Below are 23,377 nucleotides of genomic sequence, written 5' to 3' on the forward strand. Positions count from 1 at the left end.
GCCGGCGCATCGCGGCGCTCTACCTCGCGCATCGGCTGGGTGGCAGCAAAGGAAACCGGCGGCTCTTCCGGAGCCGCGTCTGGCGCGGCGGCGCGGCGCGGCTTGCGCGAGAACAGGCTGCGCCAGGTTTCGCCGAACACCATCGGCGCGGCCAGCGCCAGCACCCCCAGCATCAACAGCAAGGCACCGGTCCAGCCGAACAGGTTGCCCATCATGCCGGCCAGCGCGCGGCCGGCCGAACCGCCGGCGCTCGAGTCCGGATCGGTGCCGCTGGTCAGCGCTTCCAGGCAGGCGCTCGCGCACAGCACGGCGAGCGTGCCGAGCCAGACGCGCAATGAGCCGGGGCCTGCCAGCCGGCGCTCGCCGGCGAGCCAGCGCGTCACCAGCCGCCAGACCAGCGGCACTATCCAGAAAGTCGAAAATCCGAACCAGCCAAAACCCATTATCGACATGCCATGTTCAAAACTACGGGCAGCGATTGTAGCGGTTATGGCAGGCGGCGATTGAATCGGAAAGCGCAAATATTCGTAACGCAGCGCGTTTCCGGGGCGATTGCGCTGCGATCCCTGTGCGATTCCGCATGCCAGCGGCGCCAGACTTTGCGCCATCCGGTGGTTGGCGCAGCGGCGCCGCGCTACCATGCAGCACCCCCCGATCGAATTGCACTCCAGGCGGCCCGCCGCCTCCCCCCTCCCCCATGCCGATCCGCTACGCCAGGCTGCGCGTTCTTGTCGTCGAAGACCATCCGTTCCAGCGCGTCGCGGCCGAGGGGATGCTGCGGCATCTGGGCGTGCAGACCCTGGTTTCAGCTGAAAACGGCACGCAGGCGGCCGAGATCCTTGCACGCGAACCGTTCGACATCGTGCTCTGCGACATCGAAATGCCTGGCGGCAACGGCCCCGAGCTGATTGCCGAGCTGCACCGGCGCGGGCAGCATGCCTTTGCCGGGGCGGCGCCGGTGTGGGTCTGGGTGACGGCGCTGGCGGAGGACATCCTGGATTCAAACCGCGGCCTGGCGCACGCCGCCGGCATCCCGCGCGTGCACGCGCTGCGCAAGCCGCTGTCGCGCGATGCGGTGGAAGAGATCCTGGCCGATGCGCTGCGCCAGCCTGCGGGCGAATCCGCCGCGCCGGCGTGGTCGCCCGACGACGCAGAACTGGTCGCCGCCACCCGCTCGGGCACGGACCTGCTGGTCATGCTGCAGCCCCAGCACGAGATTGCCAGCGGCCGGCTGGCCGGTGCCGAGGCGCTGGTGCGCTGGCGCCATCCCGAACACGGCCTGGTGCAGCCCGACATCTTTATCCCACGGCTCGAAGCACTGGATGAGGCCGACCCGGTGTTCTTCTTTGTGACCCGCCAGTGCCTGGCAGCGCAGCAGCGGCTGCGCGCGGCGGGCATCCACATCACGCTGGGCATCAATGCCTCGGCGCAAACCCTGTGCCGGCCCGGTGTGCTGGAGACGTTTGATGCCCTGGTGGCCGCCAGCGGCGTGCCGCGCCAGGCGCTGACGGTGGAATTGACCGAGGGCTATCCGGTGCCCGATACGCTGGCCCTGTCGGTCGCGCTGAACCGCTTGCGGCTGCTGGGCTACGGCGTGGCGATCGACGATTTCGGCGTTGGCATCGCCACGCTCAAGCTGCTGGCGGACCTGCCGTTCACGCAGCTGAAGCTCGACCGGTCGTTCGTTGTCGATGTCGACGGGCATGGCCAGCGTGCCGCGATCTGCCGCAACATGATCAACCTGGCGCTCGAGCTGGGCCTGGAGTGTGTGGCCGAAGGCGTCGAGACCGACGCCCAGCGGGCAGCGCTGCTGGCGCTGCGCTGCCCGCTGGGCCAGGGCTACCTGTGGTCCGCGCCCAAGCCGGCCGAGGTCTTCGTAGCCGATGCCATCGACCGGGCCGCAACCATGCCGCCGGCAGCCTGACATGGCCCGCAGCCGGCGCTACTGGCCGGCCCGGAACGGATACTTGGCAAAGATCTGCGTCACGGTCTTGTCGATGCGCTGCTGCGCGCTGGCCTTGTCGCTGGTGTCCACGCTGCCCACCGCCACGCCTTCCCAGACCAGCTTCATCTGGCGCCGGTCGACCAGGTCGATGTTGACCGTGCCTTCGGTGTAGGTATAGACGTCGTTATAGAAGCCGTAGCCCGGCCATGGCGCATACAGCCCGCCGCGATAGCCGTAGTAGCCCATCATCGGCGTCGGTGCCGGGCTGACCTGGACCTTCTCCTGCAGCCGGGCGTTGAAGTTGACCAGCAAGTCCGGCGACTGCGCCGCATAGCTGTAGCCGCGTGCGGTCAGTTCCCGCTGCACGGCGGACTTGAAGTACTGGGTGGTCAGGCTTTCATAGCCTTGGCGGTCGGTGCCGAGATGCTCGACGAAGCCAAAGCTGCGGTAGGCACTGAAGTCAGTGCTGCGGTTGTAGTCGGTCTTGATGTCGGGCACGCTGGCGCAGCCTGACAGGACCAGCGCCGCGGCCACGACCGGAAAGAGCTGCCGGAAGGGTTTCACGATAGATCTCCATGAGTCCGCGGCAGCGCGCACATGCAGCCACGCAGCCGCGCGCAAGCGGCACCGGCGCCGGAACGCCGGGCGCACCGTACGCCATCTGACGGGGCTAATTCATCTTGCCATTGATGCCGCCCACGCTGAACCGGCCCGCCCCCAGCAGGGCCACCGCCAGCGCCGCGGCCAGGAACATGCCCTGCAACTCAAGCGCCCAGCCGCCGGTATCGGCCAGCATGCCGAGCTGCTTGGTATGCACCAGCGCCACCGCAAACAGCATGTTGATCGCAACGATCAGCGCCGCCAGGCGGCTCCACAGGCCGATGATCAGCAGGATCGGGGCTATGACTTCCCCAATGTAGACGCCATAGGCCAGCCATGCCGGCAAGCCGGCATCGGCGACCACCTTCCCCACAAAGCCCATGCCGGACGCACCGGTCAGCTTGGCGATGCCGTGCATCAGGATCAACACGCCAAGCACGATGCGCAGCAGCGCCTTGCCCAAGTCCTGGGAACCCTGAGAGCCACCCATGGCCGTTCTCCTTGCCGTTGTCTGTCGAGTTGGTTGTCGAAGCCAAGCGCCTTTACCCTCACGCGCGAGGCTCGCCGCTGTACCTTAGTGCGAGGCGGCGTGAAGGTAAAGCACGCAAATACGAGACTGCCTGCTGGCCGGGATGCGACCGGCACACCGCCTCGCCAATCCCGCCATGCCGTGTCCGGGAGGCCTGCGCTACACCACCCGGTGCATCGCCGGCTGGCGCGGCTCAAGCATGCCGACCTTGGATGCGCATTCGGGCAGGACCTCGCCCAGGAAGTCGAGAAAACGCCGGGTGGCAGGCGTCACGCCCTTGCGCGAAGGGAAAACCGCATGCAGCGTGCCGACCGGCATGTCGTACTGCGGCAACACCAGTTCCAGCTCGCCGCTTTCCAGCGCATCGCGGCAATACATCCGCGGCAGCATGGCCACGCCCGCGCCGGCGATCGCCGCCTCGCGCAGCAGCACGAAGTCTTCGGTAACCAGGCGCGGTTCATAGGCAATCTGGATCGAGTCGCTGGTCTTGCAGCGCAGGGTCCAGACATGCTTGCCGTCGTGCGGCGGCTGTCCCACGCCGGGCATGCCGTCCAGCGCCTGCGGCGTGCGCGGGCGGCCGATGCTGTCCAGCAGCGCGGGGCTGGCCACCAGCATCAGCTGGCTTTCACCGAAGGTGCGCACCACCAGGCTGGAGTCCTCCATGGACTCGCGCACGCGCAGGGCCAGGTCGAAGCCTTCGCCGATCACGTCAACGCGCCGGTTAGTGGTCTCCAGCTCGATGCGCACGGCCGGGTTGGCGCGCATGAAATGGCCGATCGCCGGCGCCAGCAGGATCTGGGCGATGGCGATCGGGCAGCTCACGCGCAGCGTGCCGCCGGGCTGCTCGCGCGCCTGCTCGATGACCTCGCGCGCCGCCTTGGCCTCATTGAGCATGGCGCGGCAGCGTTCGTAGAAGGATTCGCCAAGCGGCGTAACGCGCACCTGCCGTGTCGTGCGGCGCAGCAGTTGCACGCCCAGGTCGCGCTCCAGCTGGGCGATGCGCCGGCTCAGGCGCGATTTGGGCACGCCGGAGGCGCGGCTGGCCGCGGAAAAACTGCCGTGTTCGACCACCTGGGCAAACAGGGACAAGTCGTTGAGGTCTTGCATGGATGGCTCCGGGATCACCGTGCGGCCGCCAGGCTGGCGTTGCGCCGGTAGAACAATCATTTGCATTTTGCCTCACTACCGATACCAATGGCCAGCCGCTATCTTTCATCCATCGCAACCGCACCCCTTGTGGAGAAAGACATGAACATCCTGCAGATCGATTCCAGCGTCCTTGGCGACAACTCCGTTTCGCGCAGCCTGACCGCCAGCGTGGTGGCCGACCTGGTCGCCGCCAACCCGGGCGCCACGGTCACCGTGCGCGACCTGGACCAGGACGCTCCGGCGCACCTGTCCGGCAACCTGCTGCCCGTGCTGGGCGGCCCGAAGGAAGGCCTGAACGCCGTTCAGGAAGCCGAGCTGCAGCGCACCGAGCAATGGCTGGCCGAATTCCTGGCCGCCGACGTGCTGGTGGTGGGCGTGCCGCAGTACAACTTCAGCATCCCCAGCCAGCTCAAGGCCTGGATCGACCGCATTGCGCAGGCTGGCCGCACCTTCAAGTACACCGAGAACGGCCCGGTGGGCCTGGCCGGCGGCAAGCGCGTGATCGTGGTGTCGTCGCGCGGCGGCGTGCGCCAGGATGCCAATGAGCTGGACCTGCACGAAAAGACCGTCGACATCGTGTTCCGCTTCCTGGGCATCACCGATATCACCTACGTGCGTGCCCACGGCCTGGCCATGGGTCCGCAGTTCCGCGAAGCCGGCCTGGCCAGCGCCCGCACCGAAATCGCGGCGCTGAACGACGCCAGCCGCCTGGCAGCCTGACGCCCCGAGGGTCGGCCGGCGCTGCAGGACGGCGCCGGCTCGCCCCGCGGACGGATCGGGTCTATGATGGATCGGGGCGCTACGGCGCCCCGCGTGCCATGGGCGGCGCGCCGGCCCCGGCTATTTGCCCGCGGCTGTCCTGCCGCCTGCAGTCATCGACCGATCCACTCCCGGGAGCCCGCATGACTTCAGCCCTGTTGCCAGCCGCCGCCCTCCATCCGCCGCACGAACCCGCCCTGCTTTCGCAGTATCGCCACGTACGCACCGCCACCGAGACCCTGGTGGCCGACCTGTCCGATGCCGATGCCACCGTGCAGTCCATGGACGACGCCAGCCCGGCAAAATGGCACCTGGCGCACACCACATGGTTCTTCGAGGAATTCGTGCTGGCTGCGCGGATCCCCGATTACGAGCCGGTGGACCCGGACTACCGCTACCTCTTCAACTCGTACTACGAAGCGGTCGGCCCGCGCCACCCGCGGCCACAGCGCGGGCTGCTGACCCGCCCCTCGCTGGACGAGGTGCTGGCCTACCGCGAGGCCGTGGACGAATCGATGCTGACACTGCTGGGCAGCGCCCAGACCGATGACGAGGCGGCATTGATCATGCTCGGCCTGCAGCACGAACAGCAGCACCAGGAACTGCTGCTGACCGACATCCTGCACCTGTTTGCGCAGAACCCGCTGCGCCCCGCCTTCGCCCCGGAACTGCCCGAGCCGGTGATCGCCGACCCTCGGCCCGCGCCGGACTGGATCGGCTTTGACGGCGGCCTGGTGGAGATTGGCCACCGCGGCGAGACCTTTGCCTTTGACTGCGAAGGGCCGCGGCACAAGGCCTACCTGGCGCCGTTCACGCTGTGCTCGCACCCGGTCAGCAACCGGCAATGGTTTGAATTCATCGAGGATGGCGGCTACCAGACGGCCGGGCTGTGGCTGTCCGACGGCTGGCGCTGGGTTTGCGAGCAAGGCATCCTGGCCCCGCTCTATTGGGAAGAACGCGAAGGCACGTGGTGGCAGATGACGCTGCGCGGGATGCATCCGGTCGACCCGGACAGCCCCGTCACCCACGTCAGCTTCTATGAGGCCGAGGCGTTCGCGCGCTGGGCCGAACGCCGGCTGCCAACCGAGGCCGAGTGGGAGCACGCCGCGCGCAGCCTGCCGGCCACCGGGAATTTTGTTGAAGGCCGCGCGCTGCGGCCGTTGCCGGACCGGCAGAACACCTCAGCCGTGCTGCGCCAGATGTTCGGCGATGTGTGGGAATGGACCGGCAGCGCCTTCCTGCCGTATCCGGGCTTCCGCCCGAACGCGGGTGCGGTGGGCGAGTACAACGGCAAGTTCATGAGCGGCCAGATGGTGCTGCGCGGCGGGTCGTGCGTCACGCCCGAATCGCATATCCGGGCGACGTACCGCAACTTCTTCTATCCGCACCAGCGCTGGCAGTTCACCGGGGTGCGGCTGGCGGATGATGTCTAGGCCGGCGGCGCCAGCCAGCGCCACGCCAGCCAGGCCAGCAACATCCACACCAGCACGATGACCACGGCGGCCGCGCGATTGCGCGGCCGTTGCGCATGGGCAGCCTGCCAGGCTTCGGCCCGGCCGCGGCATTCCGTCTTCACCGCCGCCGGGATCATCCGCAGCGTCAGCCAGATACCCAGCGGCACCAGCAACACGTCATCGACATAGCCCAGCACCGGGATGAAATCGGGGATCAGGTCGATCGGGCTGAAGGCATAGGCCACTACCAGCGCGGCCAGCAGCCGCGCGCTCCACGGCGTGCCGGGATGGCGGCTGCAGAACCACAGCGTCAGCAGGCTCGCCTTGAGCCCGCGTGCCCACTGGCGCAGGCGGGCGCCGACGGCCATCGCCGGCATCAGCGCTTACCAGCCCTTGGTCTTGGGCTGCTGCGCCGCGGGTTGCTGCGCCGCGGGCCGCTGCCCGCCCGGCTCGCCGGTGGGCGCCTTCAGCGGCGGCGCCGCCACGATCGGCGTCTGCGGATACAGCTTCTGCCAGCGCGCCTTCAGGCCCTTGGCGATCTCGGCCTGGTTGTAGCGCTCGGCAAAGTCGATCACGGTCATGCCCTGCTGGTTCTTCAGGCGCATGTCGGCGCCTTCGTCCAGCAGCAGCTTGACGGTCTCGATATGGCCGCCACGCGCGGCCATCATCAGCGGCGTGGTGCCGTTGGGGCTTTCGGCGTCGATATAGGCGGCCTGGTCGACCAGGTACTTGACCACATTGTTGTGGCCGTTGGTGGCCGCGTAGTGCAGCGGCGTCCAGCCGGTCTTGTTAACCTCGGCCTCCATCTCGTCGACCATCAGCTTGACCATGTCCAGCTCGCCTTGCAGCGCGGCCATCATCAGCGGGGTCTCGCCGGCCGGGTTGGTCTTGTCGAAATCGATGTCCTTGGCGCGGATCAGCACCGTGGCCGCCTTCAGCGACTTCTCGCGCAGCGCCAGCACCAGCGCCGGGTTGCCGCGGCTGTCCACCAGGTTGGGATCGACGCCCTTGGCCAGCAGCTTCTTGACGGTGTTGGCGTCGTCGAATTCGACGGCCTTGCGCATGTCGTCGGCAGGCGCGGCCTGCGCCAGCGTGGCGGCGGCCAGCGCAAGGGCGCCGGCGGCGCGTCGGGCAAACTTCATGTCAAACATGCGATTCCCTGTCAATGTGCTTGAATAGATTGAAGAAATTTTCCGTAGTCTGTTCCGCGACCTGTTCCACCGGCACCCCGCGCAGCTGCGCGATGAACTCGCCCACATGGCGCACCCAGGCCGGTTCGTTGGTCTTGCCGCGGTATGGCACCGGCGCCAGGTAGGGCGAATCGGTCTCGATCAGCATGCGCTCCAGCGGCACCTTGCGCGCGGTTTCCTGCAGGTCGGCCGCGCTCTTGAAGGTGACGATGCCCGAGAACGAGATATGGAAACCCTCGTCCAGGGCCTGGCGGGCAACGTCCCAGGTCTCGGTGAAGCAGTGCATCACGCCGCCGGCGTCGCGCGCGTTCTCTTCGCGCATCAGGCGCAGCGTGTCGTCGGCGGACGAGCGGGTATGGATGATCAGCGGCTTGCCGGTCTGGCGCGCGGCGCGGATATGGGTGCGGAAGCGCTCGCGCTGCCATTCCATGTCGGCGATGCTGCGGCCGTTCAGGCGGTAGTAGTCCAGCCCGGTCTCGCCGGTGCCGACCACGCGCGGGTGCGCGGACAGCTCCACCAGGCGCTCCAGCGTGGGTTCCTCGCCCTCTTCGTAGTCCGGGTGCACGCCGACCGAGGCGTACAGGTTGGGATGCTGCTCGGCCAGTGCCAGCACGCGCGGGAAGTCTTCCAGCGTGACCGAGATGCACAGCGCATGCGTGACCTGGTTGGCGCGCATGTTCTCCAGCAGTTCCGGCAGGCGCGCGGCCAGCTCTGGGAAATCGATATGGCAGTGGGAATCGACAAACATGGGGAATCTCTTTTGGCCGGTGGCTCAGTCCACGCGGCGGCCGACGATGATCAGGTCGCGCTCGACTCCGTCGAGCACGGCAACGCGCGGCAGGTCGCCCCAGCGCGTAAAGCCCAGCGACGCGAACAGGCCCAGGCTGGGCGCATTGTGGCCGAAGATAAAGCCGAGCAGCGTGTTCACGCCGACCCTGGGCGCATGGTCGATGGCCTGCTGCAGCAGGTAGCGTCCCAGCCCCTGGCCGCGGCGCTGCGCGTCCAGGTAGATCGACACCTCGGCGGTGGCGCCGTAGGCCGGGCGGCCGTAGAAATCTGAAAAGCTCATCCAGCCGGCCATGCTGCCGTCGGCATCCTCGCACACCCACAGCGGGCGGCGCCCGGGCTGGTGGGCATCGAACCAGGCCTGGCGCGAGGCCACGGTGACCGGTTCTGTGTCAGCGGTGACCATGCGCGAGGGCACGGTGCTGTTATAGATGGCGACGATGCCCGGCAGGTCGCGGGGCTCGGCAATTCGAAGTGAAAAATTCATTGAAAATCAAAATGTTGCGAGAACAACCTCACAACGTTCATAAAGTCTGCGTGGGGCGCCCGGACTCCAGCGTCTTGCCCAGGATCTCCTCCACCGTGCGGCGCAGGTTGCGCCCGTTGTCGTCGTCGGGGAAATGCACGCCGACGCCGGGGGTCTTCATCGGCGTGCCCGCCGGGGTGATCCAGGCCACGTGGCCCGCGATCTGGTATTTCTGCGGTCGATCCAGCAGCGACAGCACCAGGAACACCTGCTCGCCCAGCCGGAACGGCCGGTTCGACGGCACGAAGATGCCGCCGCGCGCCAGGAACGGCATATAGGCCGCATACAGCCCGGCCTGGTCCTTGATCGACAAGGACAGCACATTGGGGCGCGATGCCGCCCCGCTGCCGGTTGGCGCAGCGGGCGGTGCGCCGGCGACTGCTGTGTTCATGGTTGACCCCCTGAATGACGGTGCTGCTTGTTGTTATGGCTTTTTTTTGACTGCCAGGCGTACTACCGGAACAGCTGGCGGTATTCCAGGAATACCGCTTCCATCACCAGCCGGGCCGCCAGCGGATGGTTCTCGCTGCGGCGATGCGCGGTCAACCGGGTGGCAAAGGCCTGCAGGCGGTGCGCATCGGTGGCCCCGGCGCAGCGCGCCAGCACGGCCCGTTCCTTGGGGAGGTACCGCGGCGTGGCGCTGCCGTCCAGGCGCAGCGTCAGCAGATCGTACGTCCAGCGCTGCAGGATGCCAAGCACGGCGGGCACCGGCAGCTTCTGCAGTTGCTCGGCCGCCGCAGAAGCGTCGAAGGCGGCGGCGGCGCCCAGCTGGCCGACCAGCCAGCGCTGCAGCGGCTGCTCCTCGGCCTCGGCGGCATGCAGCGCGGTCAGCGGCGAACCGCCGGCCAGCGCCAGCTGGGCCTCGGCATCGGCCACCCCCTGCCCGCGCAGCCAGGCCAGCGCGGCCTCCGGCGTCGGGCGCTGGGCCGAGAACTGGCGGCAGCGCGACAGGATGGTCGGCAGGATCCGGTCCAGGCGGTCGGTCACCAGCAGGAACACGGTGGACGGCGGCGGCTCTTCCAGCGTCTTCAGCAGTGCGTTGGCGCCCTCGGTCTGCAGCGCATCGAGCGGGTACACCACCACCACGCGCAGCCCGGCCCGGTGCGTGCCCACGCCCACGGCCTCGATCAGCGCGCGCACCTGCTCCATGCGGATGATCTTGCTGGGCGCCTTCTTCTTGCCGCCCTCGTCGGTCTCGGCCTCGGCCGCGGCGTCCAGCGCCTCGGGCCGCACCACGGTGAAGTCCGGGTGGTTGCCCTGGCTGAACCAGTGGCAGGCGGCGCACTGGCCGCAGGGCTGGCCGTCCGGCAGCGGCGCCTCGCACAACAGCCCTTGCGCGAAATGCAGGGCCAGGTCGCGCTTGCCGATGCCTTGCTGGCCATGGATCAGCAAGGCGTGCGGCAGCCGTTCACGCAGCGCGCCGAGCCGTTGCCAGTCTTCCTTCTGCCAGGGATATAGCATGTGAATCAGTGGGTTAGCGATCTAACTTCAAGTTTTACCTGTGATAGCCGTGCGATTGCGCATTACACAATGGCGCGGCATTCACATCTATCACGTCAGGCATATATCGGCAAAAAATCAGACGGTTGCGATGATTTTTTCAAGTTCATCGCGAATGTCAGCAATGCTGCGCGTGGCGTCGATCACCCGGAAGCGCTGCGGCGACTGGGCCGCGCGGCGCAGGTATTCATCGCGGGTGCGCTGGAAGAACGCGCGCGATTCGGATTCGAACCTGTCAGGGGCGCGCGCGCCGGCCAGGCGCTCGCTGGCGGTTTCCAGCGGCACGTCGAACAGCAGCGTCAGGTCCGGCTGCAGGCCGCCCTGCACCCAGTCTTCCAGTACTTCCAGGCGCTCGGTGGCCAGGCCCCTGCCCCCGCCCTGGTAGGCGAAGGTGGCGTCGGTGAAGCGGTCGGAAATCACCCACTTGCCGCGCTCCAGCGCGGGGGCGATGACCTCGGCGATATGCTCGCGCCGGGCCGCGAACATCAGCAGCGCCTCGGTTTCCAGGTGCATCTTGCGATGCAGCAGGATCTGGCGCAGGTCTTCGCCCAGCGACGTGCCGCCGGGTTCGCGGGTGGTGACGACGCCGGCAATATCGCTGCGTGCGCGCAGGCGGTCGGCGACCCAGTCGATATGGGTGCTCTTGCCGGCGCCGTCGATGCCTTCAAACGTAATGAATTTTCCGCGCATGGAATGCCTATTTGCCGCGCTGGTACTTGTCGACCGCGCGGTTGTGTTCGGGAAGCGAGTTGGAGAAATGGCTGCTGCCGTCGCCGCGGGCGACGAAGTACAGTGCGTCGGATGGCGCCGGCGTGGTGGCCGCCGCCAGCGAGGCCAGCCCCGGCAGCGCAATCGGCGTGGGCGGCAGGCCGGTGCGGGTGTAGGTATTGTACGGGGTGTCGGCCTGCAGGTCGCGCTTGCGCAGGTCGCCGTCGAAGCCATCGCCCAGGCCGTAGATCACGGTCGGGTCGGTCTGCAGCATCATGTTCTTGCGCAGCCGGTTGATGAACACGGCGGCGATCATCGGGCGTTCGGCGGCCTGGCCGGTTTCTTTCTCGACGATCGACGCCATCACCAGAGCCTCGTACGGGGTCTTGTACGGCAGGTCGGGCGAGCGTGCGTTCCAGGCCTCGTTCAGGCGCCGCTGCATGGCACGGTAGGCGTGCTTGTACAGGTCGATATCGCTGCTGCCGCGCGCGAACAGGTAGGTATCCGGGAAGAACATCCCTTCGGGCGAGGTCTCGGCCGCGCCGATTGCCTTCATCAGGTCCGCGTCGGACATGCCCCGGGTGTCGTGGCGCAGCGCCAGGCTGGCGTCCACGGCGGCGCGCATCTTGCGGAACTCCCAGCCCTCGATCACCGTGACCACATAGTGCGTGACCTCGCCGCGCGCCAGCTTGCCGATGATCGACAGCGGCGTGGCGCCGGTCTCGAATTCATAGCCGCCGGCCTTCAGGTCAGGGCCGTGGCCGGTCAGGCGCACCAGCAGCATGAACAGCCGCGGGTCCATGCCGACGCCGCCGCGCTGGATCTGGCGGCCGACGCTGGCGACGCCGGAATTGGGCTTGATCACCACTTCCACGGGTGACTTGCTGAGGATCAGCGGGTGATTGGCCCACCACGCGAACGCGCCCGCGGCCGCCAGCGCGAACACCAGGATGGCCAGGCCAAGACTAAGGAAAAATCGTTTCATGTATCAGTAATAGGGGCGGCTGGCCGGATCCGTCGGAGGGCTTGCGCACCACCGACTGCCGCCACGTGCTGCCGGCGCCGGCCGAAAATCTCATAGCCCCATATAATAACCGGCAGCCTCGCACCGACCATGCGCCGCGGCGCCGGAGCCGCTTGACGGCCCGCCCGGCAGGCCGCACGACCGGTGCCTTCCCTCTCCCGAATTGCCTCAACGATTGCCACGCAATGCCAGTGATGAATGCCCAAGCCCAGGAACTCGCCGCAAACCTTGAAGCATTGAGCGGCAGCGGCATCGTCTGCAGCCCGGCCGGGCTCGGCCTGGTCCGTGTGGCCGGCGACGATGCCGGCAGCTTCCTGCACACCCAGCTGACCAATGCGGCCGAAGACCTGAAGCCGGGCGCCGCCCGCCTGGCCGGCTACTGCTCGCCCAAGGGGCGGCTGCTAGCCACCTTCCTGATGTGGCGCGATGCCGAAGGCATCGTGCTGCAGCTGTCGGCCGACATCCAGGCCCCGGTGCAGAAGCGCCTGTCGATGTTCGTGCTGCGCGCCAAGGCCAAGCTGTCCGACGTCACCCCCATCCTCGCGATCCTCGGCCTCGCCGGGGCCGGTGCGGCCAAGGCGCTGGCCGCTGCCGGCCTGCCCGTGCCGGAGGTTGCCTTTGCCGTCGCCGAAGCCGACGGCGTCACCGTGATCCGCCTGCCGGATGGCGCCGGCCAGCCGCGCTGGCAACTGGTGCTGCCGGCCGAGCGGGCCGAGGCGGTGCGCGCGGCGCTTTCCGCCACGCTGCAGGATGCGTCGCCCGCGCTGTGGGACTGGCTGGAAGTGCAGTCGGGCCTGCCCCGCATCGTCGCGGCCACGCAAGAGCAGTTCGTGCCGCAGATGATCAATTTTGAACTGGTCGGTGGCGTCAATTTCCGCAAGGGCTGCTATCCCGGCCAGGAAATCGTGGCGCGCAGCCAGTACCGCGGCACACTCAAGCGCCGCATGTGGCTGGTGCAGGGCGAAGGCGAAGTGCCGGCGCCCGCGGCTGAAATCTACCGTCCGGAAGATCCGGGCCAGCCGTGCGGCATGATCGTCAATGCCGCGCCCGCGCCCCAGGGCGGCTGGGCCGGCCTGGCCGAGCTGAAGATCGATGCCGCCGCCAGTGCGCTGCGCCTGGGCAGCGCCGAGGGCGCGGCGGTGGCTACGGCTACCCTGCCCTACGAGGTGCCGCTGGGCGAGGCCGCCCAGGCCGCTGGCTGAACCTACAGGACCTGCCATGAGCGATCACCTATACGTCTATTTCCGCGTCCCGGAAGCCGTCGCCGCCGAGGCGCTGCCGCACTGGCACCGCTGGATGGAGACGGTCGCCGAAGCAACCGGAATTGGTGGTACGCTGATGCGCAGGCCGGAAACCCGCGCCGGCGTGCAGACCTGGATGGAATGCTACGCCGACGTGCCGCCCGCTTTCGATGCCACGCTGGAAGGCCTGTGGCGGCAGAGCGGGCTGGACCAATGGGTGGATGGCGAGCGGCGGGCCGAGCACTTTGTCGACCTGGACGTGCTGTAGGCGTTCAGGCTGCCGTTGGACTGAAGTACGCCGGGTGCCACTGCAGCAACCCCGGCGGCAAAGGAAGCAAAGCGATGTGTCTGATCCTGGTTGCCTGGCAATCCCACCCGGACTATGCCCTGGTCGTCGCCGGCAACCGCGATGAATTCTATGTCCGCCCCGCGGCGGCCGCGCACTGGTGGCAGGATGCGCCGCAGGTGCTGGCCGGGCGCGACCTGGCGGAAGTCATCGGCGAGCCCGGCACCTGGATGGGCGTCAACGCCGACGGCCGCTTCGCCGCACTGACAAACTACCGCGCCCCGTCCGAAAAACGCACCGACGCGCGCTCGCGCGGCGAGCTGGTGGCCGGCTTCCTGCGCGGACGCGAGGCGCCGTTCGACTACCTGGACGGCCTCGCCGGCGAAGACGGCCGCTACAACGGCTTCAACCTGCTGGCGAGCGACCTGCGTGAACTCTGGTGGTACAGCAACCGCGCTGCCTCGCGCCAGCCGCAACGGCTGCGCCCGGGGCTGTACGGCCTGTCCAACGCCCTGCTCGACACGCCCTGGCCCAAGGTGCGCAGCCGCGTGGGCGCGCTGGCCGAAGTGCTGGCCGCCGACAGCGGCCAGGCCAACGCCAGCGCCGAGCCCTACCTGCAAATGCTCGCCGACGGGCGCCAGGCGGCGGATTTCGAACTGCCATCCACGGGCGTGGCGCCAGAATGGGAAAAGCTGCTGTCGTCGGCCTTTATCCGCTCGCCGCTGTACGGCACGCGCGCCAGCACGGTGCTGCGCGTGCGCCACGATGGCCGCTTCGACCTGAGCGAGCGCAGCTTCGACGCCGATGGCCGCATCGGCGACGTCAACTTCCACGGCAAGCTGAACCTGCAACGCGACACCGGCATCGTGCCCGCGCCGCGCTGAAACCCGGATTCCCGGCGCTCAGCCGGCCAGCCGCTTGCGCATCTCCACGTGCGGGATGCCCGCTTCTTCGAATTCCGGCCCCACCTGCGCAAAGCCCACGCGCGCATAGAACGGCGCCGCGTGCGTCTGCGCATTGAGCACCAGTTCCGGGTAGCCAAGCTGCTCCGCCTTCTCCATCAGCGCTTCTAATACCAGCGCCCCGACGCCGGTGCCGCGCGCGGTTTTCAGCACGGCCATGCGGCCGATATGGCCATCTGGAAGCAGCCGTCCGGTGGCGACCGGCGTGCCATCCTCGGCCAGCGCCAGCGCGTGCCAGCTCGGCTCGTCCCACTCGTCCCACTCCAGTTCCACCGGCACGCCCTGCTCTTCGACAAAGACGGTATAGCGGATGGCGCGCGCGCGTTCGCGGGCTTCGGACCAGGGGCAGATCAGGACGGTGATGGACATGGCGTGTGGAATCAGGCGCTTGGGGAACGATTGCGTCCGGCATGGGATCCGGACGGGCGCCCATGATACGCCAGTGTCGCAGTGACCGTCGATGCACCAAAGCGGATCATTCGCCGCATCGTCGCGCCTGAATTTGCACCATATCAGGGTTTGCCCGGGGTCGGCAGCCTCCTAGCAAATTTGTATGATGACCTGATTACCGAATAACCCGGGAAGCTGCCGTGTTCCAGAAAGTCCCTGCCCGCGCCCTCACTGACAATGTCGCCGAACAACTGCTGGACCAGATCCAGAACGGCGCCTTTGCCCGCGGCGACAAGCTGCCCACCGAGGCGGTGCTGTCCGAAGAGTTTGGCGTCAGCCGCACCGTGGTACGCGAAGCCATCTCCCGGCTCAAGTACGAAGGCGTGGTGGAGTCGCGCCAGGGCAGCGGCGTGTTCGTGACACTGCAGGCTGGCATCCGGCCGCTGCGCATCGACTACACCGAAACCGGCACGCTGGAATCGGTGCTGCAGATCGTCGAGCTGCGCCGCGCGATCGAGGCCGAGGTGGCCGCGCAGGCCGCCCGCCGCCGTACCGATGCGTCGATGGCAGCCATCGACGCCGCGCTGGCCCGCCTCGACGAAGAGGTTGCGCAAGGCGGCGACGGCGTGGCCGAAGACGTGGCCTTCCACCGTGCCATCGCCGAGGCCACCGGCAACCCGTATTTCCTGAAGACGCTGGCCTTCCTCAGCCAGTACCTGGAAGCGGCCACGCGCGTGACCCGGACCAACGAGGCGCGCCGCGCGGATTTTTCGCGCCAGGTACGCGAGGAACACCAGGCCATCGTCGCCGCCATCCGCGCCGGCGACCCGCTGGCCGCGCGCAATGCCGCGCAGAACCATATGTACAACGCCGCGCACCGGCTGGCCCAGCTGGGTGCGGACGAGAACGGCGAAGCGCACGGCGCCACCAACTGACGCGCGCGCAAGCCCGAACCATCGAATTATCCGTATCTGTTTCAGGAGTCCCTTCATGTCCAGGAATATCGGCGTCATCGGCCTTGGTGCCATGGGCTTTGGTGTCGCGCAGTCGCTGCTGCGTGCCGGCTTCAACGTGCACGCGTGCGACCTGCGCCCCGAAGTGCTGCAGCGCTTTGCCGATGCCGGCGGCGTGCCGTGCGCCTCGCCCGCCGAACTGGGCAGCCGTTGCGACGTGGTGCTGACGCTGGTGGTCAACGCGCAGCAGACCGAGGCCGTACTGTTCGGCGCCAACGGTGCCGCGGCGGCGATGCAGCCGGGCAAGCTGGTGATCGCCAGCGCCACCGTGCCGCCGGGCTTTGCCGAGGCGCTGGGCCGCCGGCTGGCTGAACAGGGCCTGCTGATGCTGGATGCACCGGTCTCCGGCGGCGCCGCCCGCGCCGCCAGCGGCGAAATGACGATGATGACCTCCGGCCCGGCCGAAGCCTACTCGCTGGCCGAGGACGTGCTGGCCGCCATCGCCGGCAAGGTGTACCGCCTGGGCGCCGCGCACGGCGCGGGCTCCAAGGTCAAGATCATCAACCAGCTGCTGGCCGGCGTGCATATCGCCGCGGCCGCCGAAGCGATGGCGCTGGGCCTGCGCGAAGGCGTGGACCCGGATGCGCTCTATGACGTGATCACGCACAGCGCGGGCAACTCGTGGATGTTCGAGAACCGCGTGCCCCATATCCTGAAGGGCGACTACACGCCGCTGTCGGCGGTCGACATCTTCGTCAAGGACCTGGGCATGGTGCTTGACACCGCGCGCAACAGCAAATTCCCGCTGCCGCTGTCGGCCGCCGCGCACCAGATGTTCATGATGGCCTCCACCGCCGGCCATGGCGGCGAGGACGATTCGGCCGTGATCAAAATCTTCCCGGGCATCGAGCTGCCGGGCAAGGCCGAATAAGAGGGGCACACGATGACCGCAGGCACCCTCGCCCATCGCCCCCATCGCCCGCTATTGGGCTGCATCGCCGACGATTTCACCGGCGCCACCGATCTCGCCAACACGCTGGTGCGCAATGGCATGCGCACCGTGCAGACCATCGGCCTGCCCGACGTGGGCGCCGTGCAGGACATTGGCGAAGCCGATGCGCTGGTGGTGGCGCTCAAGTCCCGCACCATCCCGGCCGTCGAGGCCGTGGCCCAGTCGCTGGCCGCGCTGCAATGGCTGCGCGCGCAGGGCTGCCGCCAGTTTGTCTTCAAGTACTGCTCCACCTTCGACTCGACCGATGCCGGCAATATCGGCCCGGTGGCCGAGGCGCTGCTGGCGGCGCTGGACAGCGACTTCACCATCGCCTGCCCGGCCTTCCCCGAAAACGGCCGCACCATCTTCCGCGGCCACCTGTTCGTGGGCGATGCGCTGCTCAATGAATCGGGCATGGAGCACCATCCGCTGACGCCGATGACCGATGCCAGCCTGGTGCGCGTACTGCAGCGCCAGAGCAAGAACAAGGTCGGGCTGCTGCGCTACGACGCGGTGGCACGCGGCGCGCAGGCCACCGCCGAGCGCATCGCTGCGCTGCGCAGCGACGGCGTGCGCATGGCGATTGCCGATGCGGTGTCCGACGCGGACCTGTTCACGCTGGGTGAGGCCTGCGCCAATCTGCCGCTGATCACCGGCGGCTCCGGCATCGCGCTGGGCCTGCCCGGGAACTTCCGCCGCGCCGGCCTGCTGCCGCAGCGCGGCGACGCCGACGCAGTCCCCGCCATCGACGGCCCGGGCGTGGTGCTGGCCGGCAGCGCCTCGCGCGCGACCAACGGGCAAGTGGCCCGCTGGCTGGAACAAGGCCGCCCCGCCCTGCGCATCGACCCGCTCGCGCTGGCCCGCGGCGAAGCCGTTGCCGACGCGGCGCTGGCCTTTGCCGCGGGCCATGACGAGCCGGTGCTGATCTACGCCACCTCCAGCCCCGACGAAGTCAAGGCCGTGCAGGCCGAACTGGGCGTTGAGCGCGCCGGACACCTGGTCGAGCAGTGCCTGGCCACGGTTGCCGCCGGGCTGCTGGCACGCGGCACGCGCCGCTTCGTCGTGGCCGGCGGCGAAACCTCCGGCGCGGTGGTGCAGGCGCTGGGCGTGCGCGCACTGCGTATCGGCGCGCAGATTGCACCGGGCGTGCCGGCCACCGTCACGCTGGATGCCAAGCCGCTGGCACTGGCGCTCAAGTCGGGCAACTTCGGCGGCCCGGACTTCTTTGACGAAGCGCTGCGCCAGCTTGGAGGTCACTGATGAGCACCGAAAGCAAGCTGCGCGAAGAGATCTGCCGCATCGGCGCCAGCCTGTACCAGCGCGGCTATACCGTGGGCTCGGCCGGCAATATCAGCGCGCGGCTGGACGACGGCTGGCTGATCACGCCGACCGATGCCTGCCTGGGCATGATGGATCCGGCCGCGGTCGCCAAGGTGGCCACCGATGGCAGCTGGGTCTCCGGCGACAAGCCGTCCAAGACGCTGACGCTGCATCGCGCGATCTACGACAACAACCGCGAGGCACACGCCGTGGTGCATACGCACTCGACGCACCTCGTGGCCCTGACGCTGGCCGGTGTCTGGCAACCGGACGACGTACTGCCGCCGCTCACGCCGTACTACGTGATGAAGGTCGGCCATATCCCGCTGATTCCCTACCATCGCCCCGGCGATCCGGCCGTGGCCGCGCGCGTGGCCACGCTGGCCGCGCAGGTGCGCGGCGTGCTGCTGGAGCGCCTCGGCCCGGTGGTGTGGGAATCCAGCGTCTCGCGCGCCGCGTTCGCGCTGGAAGAACTGGAGGAGACCGCCAAGCTATGGATGACGATGAAAGACACGCCGGGCTTCGCCGCCCGCGCGGCGCTGCCCGACGGCGCACTGGCTGAGTTGCGCGACGCCTTCCAGGCGCGCTGGTAACACCGCTTTTTCCCCGATAAACGACGGCTTCACCCGGCGCGGTTGCCTTGCGGCCACCGTGCGGGGGACGCGCATGCCTGCATTCCGCGCGCCGCCGCATTACTAGACCAGACCCACCACATACCCGGAGACCACCGTGAATCCAAACCAACCGGCGGCGAGCGTGCCTGCCTATGACAGTCTGGGCGGCAATACCCGACTGGACACTGAAGCCCAGATCGAAAAGCGCGCCTACAGCAAGGTGTTCTGGCGCGTCATGCCGTTCCTGATGCTGTGCTACGTGGTCGCCTACCTGGACCGCGTCAATGTCGGCTTCGCCAAGCTGCAGATGGGCCAGGACCTGGCCTTCTCCGAGACCGTGTTCGGCCTCGGCGCCGGGCTGTTCTTTATCGGCTACTTCCTGTTCGAGGTGCCCAGCAACCTGCTGATGCACCGCATCGGCGCGCGCATCTGGATCGCGCGCATCATGATCACCTGGGGCATCATCTCGGCGCTGTTCCTGTTCGTGAAGACGCCGACCCAGTTCTACGTGATGCGCTTCCTGCTCGGCCTGGCCGAAGCGGGCTTCTATCCCGGCGTGATCCTGTACCTGACCTACTGGTTCCCGGCCAACCGCCGCGGCAAGATGATCGCGCTGTTCATGTCGGGCATCCCCATTGCAGGCATGTTCGGCAACCCGCTGTCGGGCTGGATCATGGATGCCTTCAACGGCGTGCACGATATGCGTGGCTGGCAATGGATGTTCCTGATCGAGGCGCTGCCCGCGTTCGTGATCGGCGTGGTGACGATCTTCGTGCTGCGCGACGGCATCGACAAGGCACCGTGGCTCGACGCCGATGAAAAGCGCGTGCTCAAGCGCAATATCGAGGAAGACCAGCGCAACGCCCTTAACGCCGCCACCGCCGCCGGCAAGTCCCACGGCCACTCGCTGGGCGCGGTGTTCTCCGACCGCCGCGTGTGGTGGATGTGCCTGATCTACTTCTGCTTCGTCACCGGCCAGTACGCGCTGACCTTCTGGATGCCCACGCTGGTCAAGGCCAGCGGCGTCACCGGCAACCTGAACATCGGCCTGCTGTCGGCGATCCCGTTCATCTGCGCCGTGGTCGTGATGAACATCCTGGGCCACAGCGCCGACGCACGCCGCGAGCGCCGCTGGCACCTGATCGTGCCCGCGCTGATGGGTGCCTTGGGCTTTGCCATTGCTGCCTCGTTCACCAACAATACAACGGTGGCCATCGCCGCACTGTCGCTGGCCGCTGCCGGAGTGCTGACCTGCGCGCCTCTGTTCTGGTCGCTGCCGACCTCGTTCCTGTCGGGCATCGCCGCCGCTTCTGGTATTGCCGTGGTGAATTCGGTCGGCAACCTGGCCGGTTTCGTGTCGCCGTACATGGTCGGCGCGCTGAAGGACATGACGCACAGTACGCAGCTGCCCATGTACGTGCTGTCCGCGATCCTGGTCGTCGGCGCCGTGCTGGTGTGGCTGACGCCCGCTAAACTGGTCAACCGCTGATCCTGGCCGGCCCGCTTTCGACGTTGCGTCGACCGGGCCGGTTTCGTACTACCGCTTTGGAGTTCCGAATGCCGCGCTTCGCCGCAAACCTGTCGATGATGTACAACGAGCACGCTTTCCTGGACCGCTTTGCCGCTGCCGCGGCGGACGGCTTCCGGGCGGTGGAGTACCTGTTCCCGTACGAGCACGCCGCCACCGAGCTGCGCGCGCGCCTGGACGCGAACGGTCTCACGCAGGCGCTGTTCAACGCCCCGCCGGGCGACTGGGCAGCCGGTGAGCGTGGCCTGGCTGCGCTGCCGGGGCGCGAAGCGGAGTTCCGCGACGCCGTCGGCCGCGCGCTGGAATACGCCGGCGTGATCGGCAATGACCGCGTGCACGTGATGGCAGGGCTGGTGCCGGCCGACGCCGACCGCGCCCGCCACCGCGCCGCCTACCTGGAGAACGTCGCCTTCGCCGCGAAGGCTGCTGCCGCACAGGGCATCACCATCGTGCTCGAGCCGATCAACACACGCGACATGCCGGGCTATTTCCTGAACCGCCAGGATGATGCGCAGGCGATCTGCAAGGAAATCGGCGCGGCCAACCTGAAGGTGCAGTTCGACTGCTACCACTGCCAGATCGTCGAAGGCGATATCGCGATGAAGCTCAAGCGCGACATGCCCGGCATCGGTCATATCCAGATCGCCGGCGTGCCCGACCGCCATGAGCCGGACCTGGGCGAGCTGAACTACCCCTACCTGTTCGAGGTCATCGACGGGCTCGGCTACGACGGCTGGATCGGCTGCGAATATCGCCCCCGCGCCGGCACTTCCGAGGGCCTGGGCTGGCTCAAGCCTTACCTCGGCCGCTGATCCTTCGCGCAAACCCAAAGAACGAATCTCTCCTGCCATGAACGTACTGATTACCGGCGGCGCCGGCTTCCTCGGCCTGCAACTCGCCCGCCTGCTGCTGCAACGCGGCACCCTGAACCTGGACGGCCAGCCCGTGGCCATCAAGCGCTTGACGCTGCTGGACGTGGTGGCGCCGCAAGGCCTCGACGATGCGCGCGTGCGCGTGGTCACCGGCGACCTGTCCGACCCGGCGGTGCTGCGCCAGGCCATCGACAAGGACACCGGCGCCGTATTCCACCTGGCGGCCGTGGTCAGCGGCCAGGCCGAGGCGGATTTCGATCTCGGCATGCGCGTCAACCTCGACGCCTCGCGCGCACTGCTGGAAACCTGCCGTGAACTGGGCCACCAGCCGCGCGTGCTGTTCACCAGTTCGGTCGCGGTCTACGGCGGCCAGCTGCCGCCGGTGGTGCAGGACGATACCGCGCTGAACCCGCAATCGTCATACGGCGTGCAGAAGGCCATCGGCGAGCTGCTGCTGTCGGACTACAGCCGCCGCGGCTTTGTCGACGGACGCGTGCTGCGCCTGCCGACCATCAGCGTGCGCCCGGGCAAGCCCAATGCGGCGGCCTCGTCGTTCGCCAGCGGCATCATCCGCGAGCCGCTGTCTGGTGTTGCTGCCAACTGCCCGGTGGCACCGGAAACGCCGCTGTGGCTGCTGTCGCCGCGAGCTGCCGTGACGGCGCTGGTCAATGGGATCGAGCTGGCTGGCGAGCGGCTGGGCAACCGTCGTGTGATCAACCTGCCGGGGCTGTCGGTGACGGCCGCCGGCATGGTCGATGCGCTGCGCCGCGTGGCGGGCAATGCGGTGGCGGATCGTGTCACGTGGGAACGTGAGGACCGCGTCGAGAAGATCGTCGGCACGTGGCCGGCGGCGTGGAATGCGGAGCGTGCGCAGTCGCTGGGGTTCCAGAGCGATGCGAGCTTCGATGAGGTAATTCGGGCTTATATGGAGGATGCCGGGGTGGGCAAGTAAGCCAGGCCGGCTTCCTTATCGCGACACGCTGGCTGGGTATCCCCCGCAGGCCGGCCCCCTTTCCCGCGCGCGGGAGAGGGGGCCGGACAAGGCAGCGGCGCCGACGTCAGTTCCAAATGGGATCCTCTTTCTGTTGCTGTGCCTTGGACTTCGATGTCCAGTACGCGCCGATCTGACGTTCGGTGACGTAACCAGCCCTCTTGACATCGATCTTGTCAAAGTGCTTGTAAACGACCGGCGCGCCTGCCTGCGCTTCTTCGCGGCTTAGCTTCCCGTCGTGGTTGGCATCGGCAGTCTTGAAACGCTCGGCGATTTTGGCCTTGGCTTCGGCGGTAGTCGATGGGGCTGGCGGAATCTGGGTGGATTCTGCACCTGCCTGGGCTGTTGATTCCGGTTTCTGCTGGGCGCTCGCCCCGGTAAAAGCGAGCGCCATTATCACTGTCAAGCCGACTGCATGCAGCTTACGCACGGTCATTGCCGTCTCCTCATTGATTTGTGATTCGACATTGCCTTCTTGCAAAGAATGCTTCGGCAAAGAAGAGCCTCTGTGAGCACTGGCTCACACCGATTCTAGGCAAGCGGCCGGTACTTACCAACATCTTTGTGTCACAGGTCGCGTCAGCTGATGCAGGACGCGGGCAATCGTTCGCCCTCACCCCGCCGGCGTCACCACCTCATACCCTTCGATAATCTCCCGCACCGGCCCCGGAATCGCCGCCGATTTCTGCGTGGCCGGGTCGGCGCACACATAGACGATCTCACCGGTGATCAGGTGTTGGTCGCCGCGGAACATCTCCACCCGGAACAGCATGCTCGAGCGCCCCAGGCGCGACATGCGGCCGCGGATTTCCAGCTCGTCGTCAAAGCGCGCCGAGGCGTGGTATTCCAGCGTGGACTTGACCACGAAGATGTCCACGCCATGCGCGTGCAGCACGTCTTCCGGGTAGCGGATGCCCAGCGCGCGCCAGTACTCGGTCACGCAGATATCGCAGTACGTCAGGTAGTGCGCGTTGAAGACGATCGACTGCGGATCGACTTCGGCCCAGCGCACGCGCAGCGGGATGCTGTGGCGAAAATCCTCTTTGGCCATCGGCCTGG

The 23,377-nt window shown here is 67.7% G+C and carries 27 protein-coding genes and 1 pseudogene; 13 read left to right on the top strand and 15 right to left on the bottom strand.

What is annotated here, in order from left to right; all coding sequences use genetic code 11:
* Positions 1 to 641: pseudogene (locus tag CF68_RS03290) on the bottom strand (DNA translocase FtsK 4TM domain-containing protein); the annotation flags it as partial.
* Between the two features lie 56 nt (positions 642 to 697).
* On the opposite strand from CF68_RS03290, the gene CF68_RS03295 reads away from it, so the two are divergent.
* A complete protein-coding gene (locus CF68_RS03295; protein ID WP_035816026.1) occupies positions 698 to 1,924 on the top strand; it encodes an EAL domain-containing protein in 1,227 nt (408 codons plus the stop codon).
* A gap of 18 nt (positions 1,925 to 1,942) precedes the next feature.
* Here the strand turns inward: CF68_RS03295 and CF68_RS03300 are convergent, their stop codons facing one another.
* From CF68_RS03300 to CF68_RS03310, 3 genes are all read right to left on the bottom strand, one after another.
* A complete protein-coding gene (locus CF68_RS03300; protein WP_035816027.1) occupies positions 1,943 to 2,509 on the bottom strand; it encodes a DUF4136 domain-containing protein in 567 nt (188 codons plus the stop codon).
* A 106-nt stretch (positions 2,510 to 2,615) separates the two neighbouring features.
* Positions 2,616 to 3,035, bottom strand: coding sequence for a DoxX family protein (locus tag CF68_RS03305; protein ID WP_035816028.1), 420 nt, complete (start codon positions 3,033 to 3,035; stop codon positions 2,616 to 2,618).
* Between the two features lie 198 nt (positions 3,036 to 3,233).
* Positions 3,234 to 4,181 carry a LysR family transcriptional regulator gene (locus CF68_RS03310; RefSeq protein ID WP_035816029.1) on the bottom strand — a complete coding sequence of 316 codons (948 nt, stop codon included), beginning with the start codon at positions 4,179 to 4,181 and terminating at the stop codon, positions 3,234 to 3,236.
* Between the two features lie 141 nt (positions 4,182 to 4,322).
* Between CF68_RS03310 and CF68_RS03315 the strand changes: the two genes are divergently transcribed.
* Together CF68_RS03315 and egtB are read left to right on the top strand one after the other, a co-directional pair.
* The gene (locus CF68_RS03315) at positions 4,323 to 4,943 is read left to right on the top strand and encodes an FMN-dependent NADH-azoreductase (RefSeq protein ID WP_035816030.1); all 621 of its coding nucleotides are present in this window, start codon (positions 4,323 to 4,325) and stop codon (positions 4,941 to 4,943) included.
* A gap of 182 nt (positions 4,944 to 5,125) precedes the next feature.
* The gene (egtB, locus tag CF68_RS03320; RefSeq protein ID WP_035816031.1) at positions 5,126 to 6,415 is read left to right on the top strand and encodes an ergothioneine biosynthesis protein EgtB; all 1,290 of its coding nucleotides are present in this window, start codon (positions 5,126 to 5,128) and stop codon (positions 6,413 to 6,415) included.
* Here egtB and CF68_RS03325 read toward each other — a convergent pair.
* The 8 genes from CF68_RS03325 to mltG all read right to left on the bottom strand — a co-directional run bounded on the left by CF68_RS03325 (position 6,412) and on the right by mltG (position 12,131).
* Positions 6,412 to 6,804, bottom strand: a complete 393-nt coding sequence (locus tag CF68_RS03325; RefSeq protein ID WP_035816065.1) for a YkvA family protein — start codon at positions 6,802 to 6,804, stop codon at positions 6,412 to 6,414. The genes egtB and CF68_RS03325 overlap by 4 nt on opposite strands.
* Positions 6,805 to 6,819: 15 nt before the next feature.
* On the bottom strand, positions 6,820 to 7,587 hold the full coding sequence (locus CF68_RS03330; RefSeq protein ID WP_051591387.1) for an ankyrin repeat domain-containing protein: 768 nt from the start codon (positions 7,585 to 7,587) through the stop codon (positions 6,820 to 6,822).
* Positions 7,580 to 8,374, bottom strand: coding sequence for a TatD family hydrolase (locus CF68_RS03335; RefSeq protein ID WP_035816034.1), 795 nt, complete (start codon positions 8,372 to 8,374; stop codon positions 7,580 to 7,582). Before CF68_RS03335 ends, CF68_RS03330 begins: the two co-directional genes overlap by 8 nt.
* A 24-nt stretch (positions 8,375 to 8,398) precedes the next feature.
* A complete protein-coding gene (locus tag CF68_RS03340) occupies positions 8,399 to 8,899 on the bottom strand; it encodes a GNAT family N-acetyltransferase (RefSeq protein WP_035816040.1) in 501 nt (166 codons plus the stop codon).
* Between the two features lie 37 nt (positions 8,900 to 8,936).
* A complete protein-coding gene (locus CF68_RS03345; RefSeq protein WP_035816042.1) occupies positions 8,937 to 9,329 on the bottom strand; it encodes a PilZ domain-containing protein in 393 nt (130 codons plus the stop codon).
* Between the two features lie 62 nt (positions 9,330 to 9,391).
* Positions 9,392 to 10,399: a DNA polymerase III subunit delta' gene (locus CF68_RS03350; RefSeq protein WP_010810002.1), complete on the bottom strand. Its 1,008-nt coding sequence runs from the start codon at positions 10,397 to 10,399 to the stop codon at positions 9,392 to 9,394.
* A 117-nt stretch (positions 10,400 to 10,516) separates the two neighbouring features.
* Positions 10,517 to 11,128, bottom strand: a complete 612-nt coding sequence (gene tmk, locus CF68_RS03355; RefSeq protein WP_013956567.1) for a dTMP kinase — start codon at positions 11,126 to 11,128, stop codon at positions 10,517 to 10,519.
* A gap of 7 nt (positions 11,129 to 11,135) precedes the next feature.
* Positions 11,136 to 12,131: an endolytic transglycosylase MltG gene (mltG, locus tag CF68_RS03360; protein WP_035816043.1), complete on the bottom strand. Its 996-nt coding sequence runs from the start codon at positions 12,129 to 12,131 to the stop codon at positions 11,136 to 11,138.
* A gap of 224 nt (positions 12,132 to 12,355) precedes the next feature.
* On the opposite strand from mltG, the gene CF68_RS03365 reads away from it, so the two are divergent.
* The 3 genes from CF68_RS03365 to CF68_RS03375 all read left to right on the top strand — a co-directional run bounded on the left by CF68_RS03365 (position 12,356) and on the right by CF68_RS03375 (position 14,581).
* Positions 12,356 to 13,372 carry a folate-binding protein YgfZ gene (locus tag CF68_RS03365; RefSeq protein ID WP_084187051.1) on the top strand — a complete coding sequence of 339 codons (1,017 nt, stop codon included), beginning with the start codon at positions 12,356 to 12,358 and terminating at the stop codon, positions 13,370 to 13,372.
* 16 nt (positions 13,373 to 13,388) lie between these two features.
* Positions 13,389 to 13,679 carry a DUF4936 family protein gene (locus tag CF68_RS03370; protein ID WP_013956564.1) on the top strand — a complete coding sequence of 97 codons (291 nt, stop codon included), beginning with the start codon at positions 13,389 to 13,391 and terminating at the stop codon, positions 13,677 to 13,679.
* 74 nt (positions 13,680 to 13,753) lie between these two features.
* Positions 13,754 to 14,581: an NRDE family protein gene (locus tag CF68_RS03375; RefSeq protein ID WP_035816045.1), complete on the top strand. Its 828-nt coding sequence runs from the start codon at positions 13,754 to 13,756 to the stop codon at positions 14,579 to 14,581.
* A gap of 18 nt (positions 14,582 to 14,599) precedes the next feature.
* Here CF68_RS03375 and CF68_RS03380 read toward each other — a convergent pair whose 3' ends face one another.
* On the bottom strand, positions 14,600 to 15,028 hold the full coding sequence (locus CF68_RS03380) for a GNAT family N-acetyltransferase (protein WP_035816046.1): 429 nt from the start codon (positions 15,026 to 15,028) through the stop codon (positions 14,600 to 14,602).
* A 221-nt stretch (positions 15,029 to 15,249) separates the two neighbouring features.
* Here CF68_RS03380 and CF68_RS03385 point away from each other — a divergent pair, with 221 nt between their 5' ends.
* The 7 genes from CF68_RS03385 (at position 15,250) to denD (ending at position 22,279) form a co-directional block, all read left to right on the top strand.
* A complete protein-coding gene (locus CF68_RS03385; RefSeq protein ID WP_035816048.1) occupies positions 15,250 to 15,984 on the top strand; it encodes a FadR/GntR family transcriptional regulator in 735 nt (244 codons plus the stop codon).
* Between the two features lie 55 nt (positions 15,985 to 16,039).
* Complete coding sequence (gene ltnD / locus CF68_RS03390) at positions 16,040 to 16,933, top strand: L-threonate dehydrogenase (RefSeq protein ID WP_035816050.1); 894 nt, start codon at positions 16,040 to 16,042, stop codon at positions 16,931 to 16,933.
* A 12-nt stretch (positions 16,934 to 16,945) separates the two neighbouring features.
* Entirely contained in the window at positions 16,946 to 18,253 is a 1,308-nt protein-coding gene (otnK, locus tag CF68_RS03395; protein ID WP_051591388.1) for a 3-oxo-tetronate kinase, read from the top strand.
* Positions 18,253 to 18,906, top strand: coding sequence for an aldolase (locus CF68_RS03400; RefSeq protein WP_035816052.1), 654 nt, complete (start codon positions 18,253 to 18,255; stop codon positions 18,904 to 18,906). The genes otnK and CF68_RS03400 overlap by 1 nt, the downstream gene beginning before the upstream one ends.
* 136 nt (positions 18,907 to 19,042) lie before the next feature.
* Positions 19,043 to 20,416 (top strand): MFS transporter, encoded by a 1,374-nt coding sequence (locus CF68_RS03405; RefSeq protein ID WP_152548445.1) that lies wholly within the window; start codon positions 19,043 to 19,045, stop codon positions 20,414 to 20,416.
* A 68-nt stretch (positions 20,417 to 20,484) separates the two neighbouring features.
* A complete protein-coding gene (otnI, locus tag CF68_RS03410) occupies positions 20,485 to 21,267 on the top strand; it encodes a 2-oxo-tetronate isomerase (protein ID WP_035816053.1) in 783 nt (260 codons plus the stop codon).
* A 37-nt stretch (positions 21,268 to 21,304) separates the two neighbouring features.
* Positions 21,305 to 22,279 (top strand): D-erythronate dehydrogenase, encoded by a 975-nt coding sequence (denD, locus tag CF68_RS03415; RefSeq protein ID WP_035816055.1) that lies wholly within the window; start codon positions 21,305 to 21,307, stop codon positions 22,277 to 22,279.
* A 106-nt stretch (positions 22,280 to 22,385) separates the two neighbouring features.
* Here the strand turns inward: denD and CF68_RS03420 are convergent, their stop codons facing one another.
* Together CF68_RS03420 and CF68_RS03425 are read right to left on the bottom strand one after the other, a co-directional pair.
* Positions 22,386 to 22,754 carry a calcium-binding protein gene (locus CF68_RS03420; protein WP_035816056.1) on the bottom strand — a complete coding sequence of 123 codons (369 nt, stop codon included), beginning with the start codon at positions 22,752 to 22,754 and terminating at the stop codon, positions 22,386 to 22,388.
* Between the two features lie 177 nt (positions 22,755 to 22,931).
* Positions 22,932 to 23,369, bottom strand: coding sequence for a YbgC/FadM family acyl-CoA thioesterase (locus tag CF68_RS03425; protein WP_035816058.1), 438 nt, complete (start codon positions 23,367 to 23,369; stop codon positions 22,932 to 22,934).
* Positions 23,370 to 23,377: the final 8 nt, after the last annotated feature.

This window comes from Cupriavidus sp. SK-4 (genome assembly GCF_000611125.1).
Taxonomy (GTDB): domain Bacteria; phylum Pseudomonadota; class Gammaproteobacteria; order Burkholderiales; family Burkholderiaceae; genus Cupriavidus; species Cupriavidus necator.

Excerpts from the sequence above, each read along its gene's own strand:
- CF68_RS03295 (WP_035816026.1), top strand. The coding sequence starts at position 698 with ATGCCGATCCGCTACGCCAGGCTGCGCGTTCTTGTCGTCGAAGACCAT.
- CF68_RS03305 (WP_035816028.1), bottom strand. The coding sequence starts at position 3,035 with ATGGGTGGCTCTCAGGGTTCCCAGGACTTGGGCAAGGCGCTGCTGCGC.
- CF68_RS03310 (WP_035816029.1), bottom strand. The coding sequence starts at position 4,181 with ATGCAAGACCTCAACGACTTGTCCCTGTTTGCCCAGGTGGTCGAACAC.
- CF68_RS03315 (WP_035816030.1), top strand. The coding sequence starts at position 4,323 with ATGAACATCCTGCAGATCGATTCCAGCGTCCTTGGCGACAACTCCGTT.
- egtB (WP_035816031.1), top strand. The coding sequence starts at position 5,126 with ATGACTTCAGCCCTGTTGCCAGCCGCCGCCCTCCATCCGCCGCACGAA.
- CF68_RS03325 (WP_035816065.1), bottom strand. The coding sequence starts at position 6,804 with ATGGCCGTCGGCGCCCGCCTGCGCCAGTGGGCACGCGGGCTCAAGGCG.
- CF68_RS03330 (WP_051591387.1), bottom strand. The coding sequence starts at position 7,587 with ATGTTTGACATGAAGTTTGCCCGACGCGCCGCCGGCGCCCTTGCGCTG.
- CF68_RS03335 (WP_035816034.1), bottom strand. The coding sequence starts at position 8,374 with ATGTTTGTCGATTCCCACTGCCATATCGATTTCCCAGAGCTGGCCGCG.
- CF68_RS03340 (WP_035816040.1), bottom strand. The coding sequence starts at position 8,899 with ATGAATTTTTCACTTCGAATTGCCGAGCCCCGCGACCTGCCGGGCATC.
- CF68_RS03345 (WP_035816042.1), bottom strand. The coding sequence starts at position 9,329 with ATGAACACAGCAGTCGCCGGCGCACCGCCCGCTGCGCCAACCGGCAGC.
- CF68_RS03350 (WP_010810002.1), bottom strand. The coding sequence starts at position 10,399 with ATGCTATATCCCTGGCAGAAGGAAGACTGGCAACGGCTCGGCGCGCTG.
- tmk (WP_013956567.1), bottom strand. The coding sequence starts at position 11,128 with ATGCGCGGAAAATTCATTACGTTTGAAGGCATCGACGGCGCCGGCAAG.
- mltG (WP_035816043.1), bottom strand. The coding sequence starts at position 12,131 with ATGAAACGATTTTTCCTTAGTCTTGGCCTGGCCATCCTGGTGTTCGCG.
- CF68_RS03365 (WP_084187051.1), top strand. The coding sequence starts at position 12,356 with ATGCCAGTGATGAATGCCCAAGCCCAGGAACTCGCCGCAAACCTTGAA.
- CF68_RS03370 (WP_013956564.1), top strand. The coding sequence starts at position 13,389 with ATGAGCGATCACCTATACGTCTATTTCCGCGTCCCGGAAGCCGTCGCC.
- CF68_RS03375 (WP_035816045.1), top strand. The coding sequence starts at position 13,754 with ATGTGTCTGATCCTGGTTGCCTGGCAATCCCACCCGGACTATGCCCTG.
- CF68_RS03380 (WP_035816046.1), bottom strand. The coding sequence starts at position 15,028 with ATGTCCATCACCGTCCTGATCTGCCCCTGGTCCGAAGCCCGCGAACGC.
- ltnD (WP_035816050.1), top strand. The coding sequence starts at position 16,040 with ATGTCCAGGAATATCGGCGTCATCGGCCTTGGTGCCATGGGCTTTGGT.
- otnK (WP_051591388.1), top strand. The coding sequence starts at position 16,946 with ATGACCGCAGGCACCCTCGCCCATCGCCCCCATCGCCCGCTATTGGGC.
- CF68_RS03400 (WP_035816052.1), top strand. The coding sequence starts at position 18,253 with ATGAGCACCGAAAGCAAGCTGCGCGAAGAGATCTGCCGCATCGGCGCC.
- otnI (WP_035816053.1), top strand. The coding sequence starts at position 20,485 with ATGCCGCGCTTCGCCGCAAACCTGTCGATGATGTACAACGAGCACGCT.
- denD (WP_035816055.1), top strand. The coding sequence starts at position 21,305 with ATGAACGTACTGATTACCGGCGGCGCCGGCTTCCTCGGCCTGCAACTC.
- CF68_RS03420 (WP_035816056.1), bottom strand. The coding sequence starts at position 22,754 with ATGACCGTGCGTAAGCTGCATGCAGTCGGCTTGACAGTGATAATGGCG.
- CF68_RS03425 (WP_035816058.1), bottom strand. The coding sequence starts at position 23,369 with ATGGCCAAAGAGGATTTTCGCCACAGCATCCCGCTGCGCGTGCGCTGG.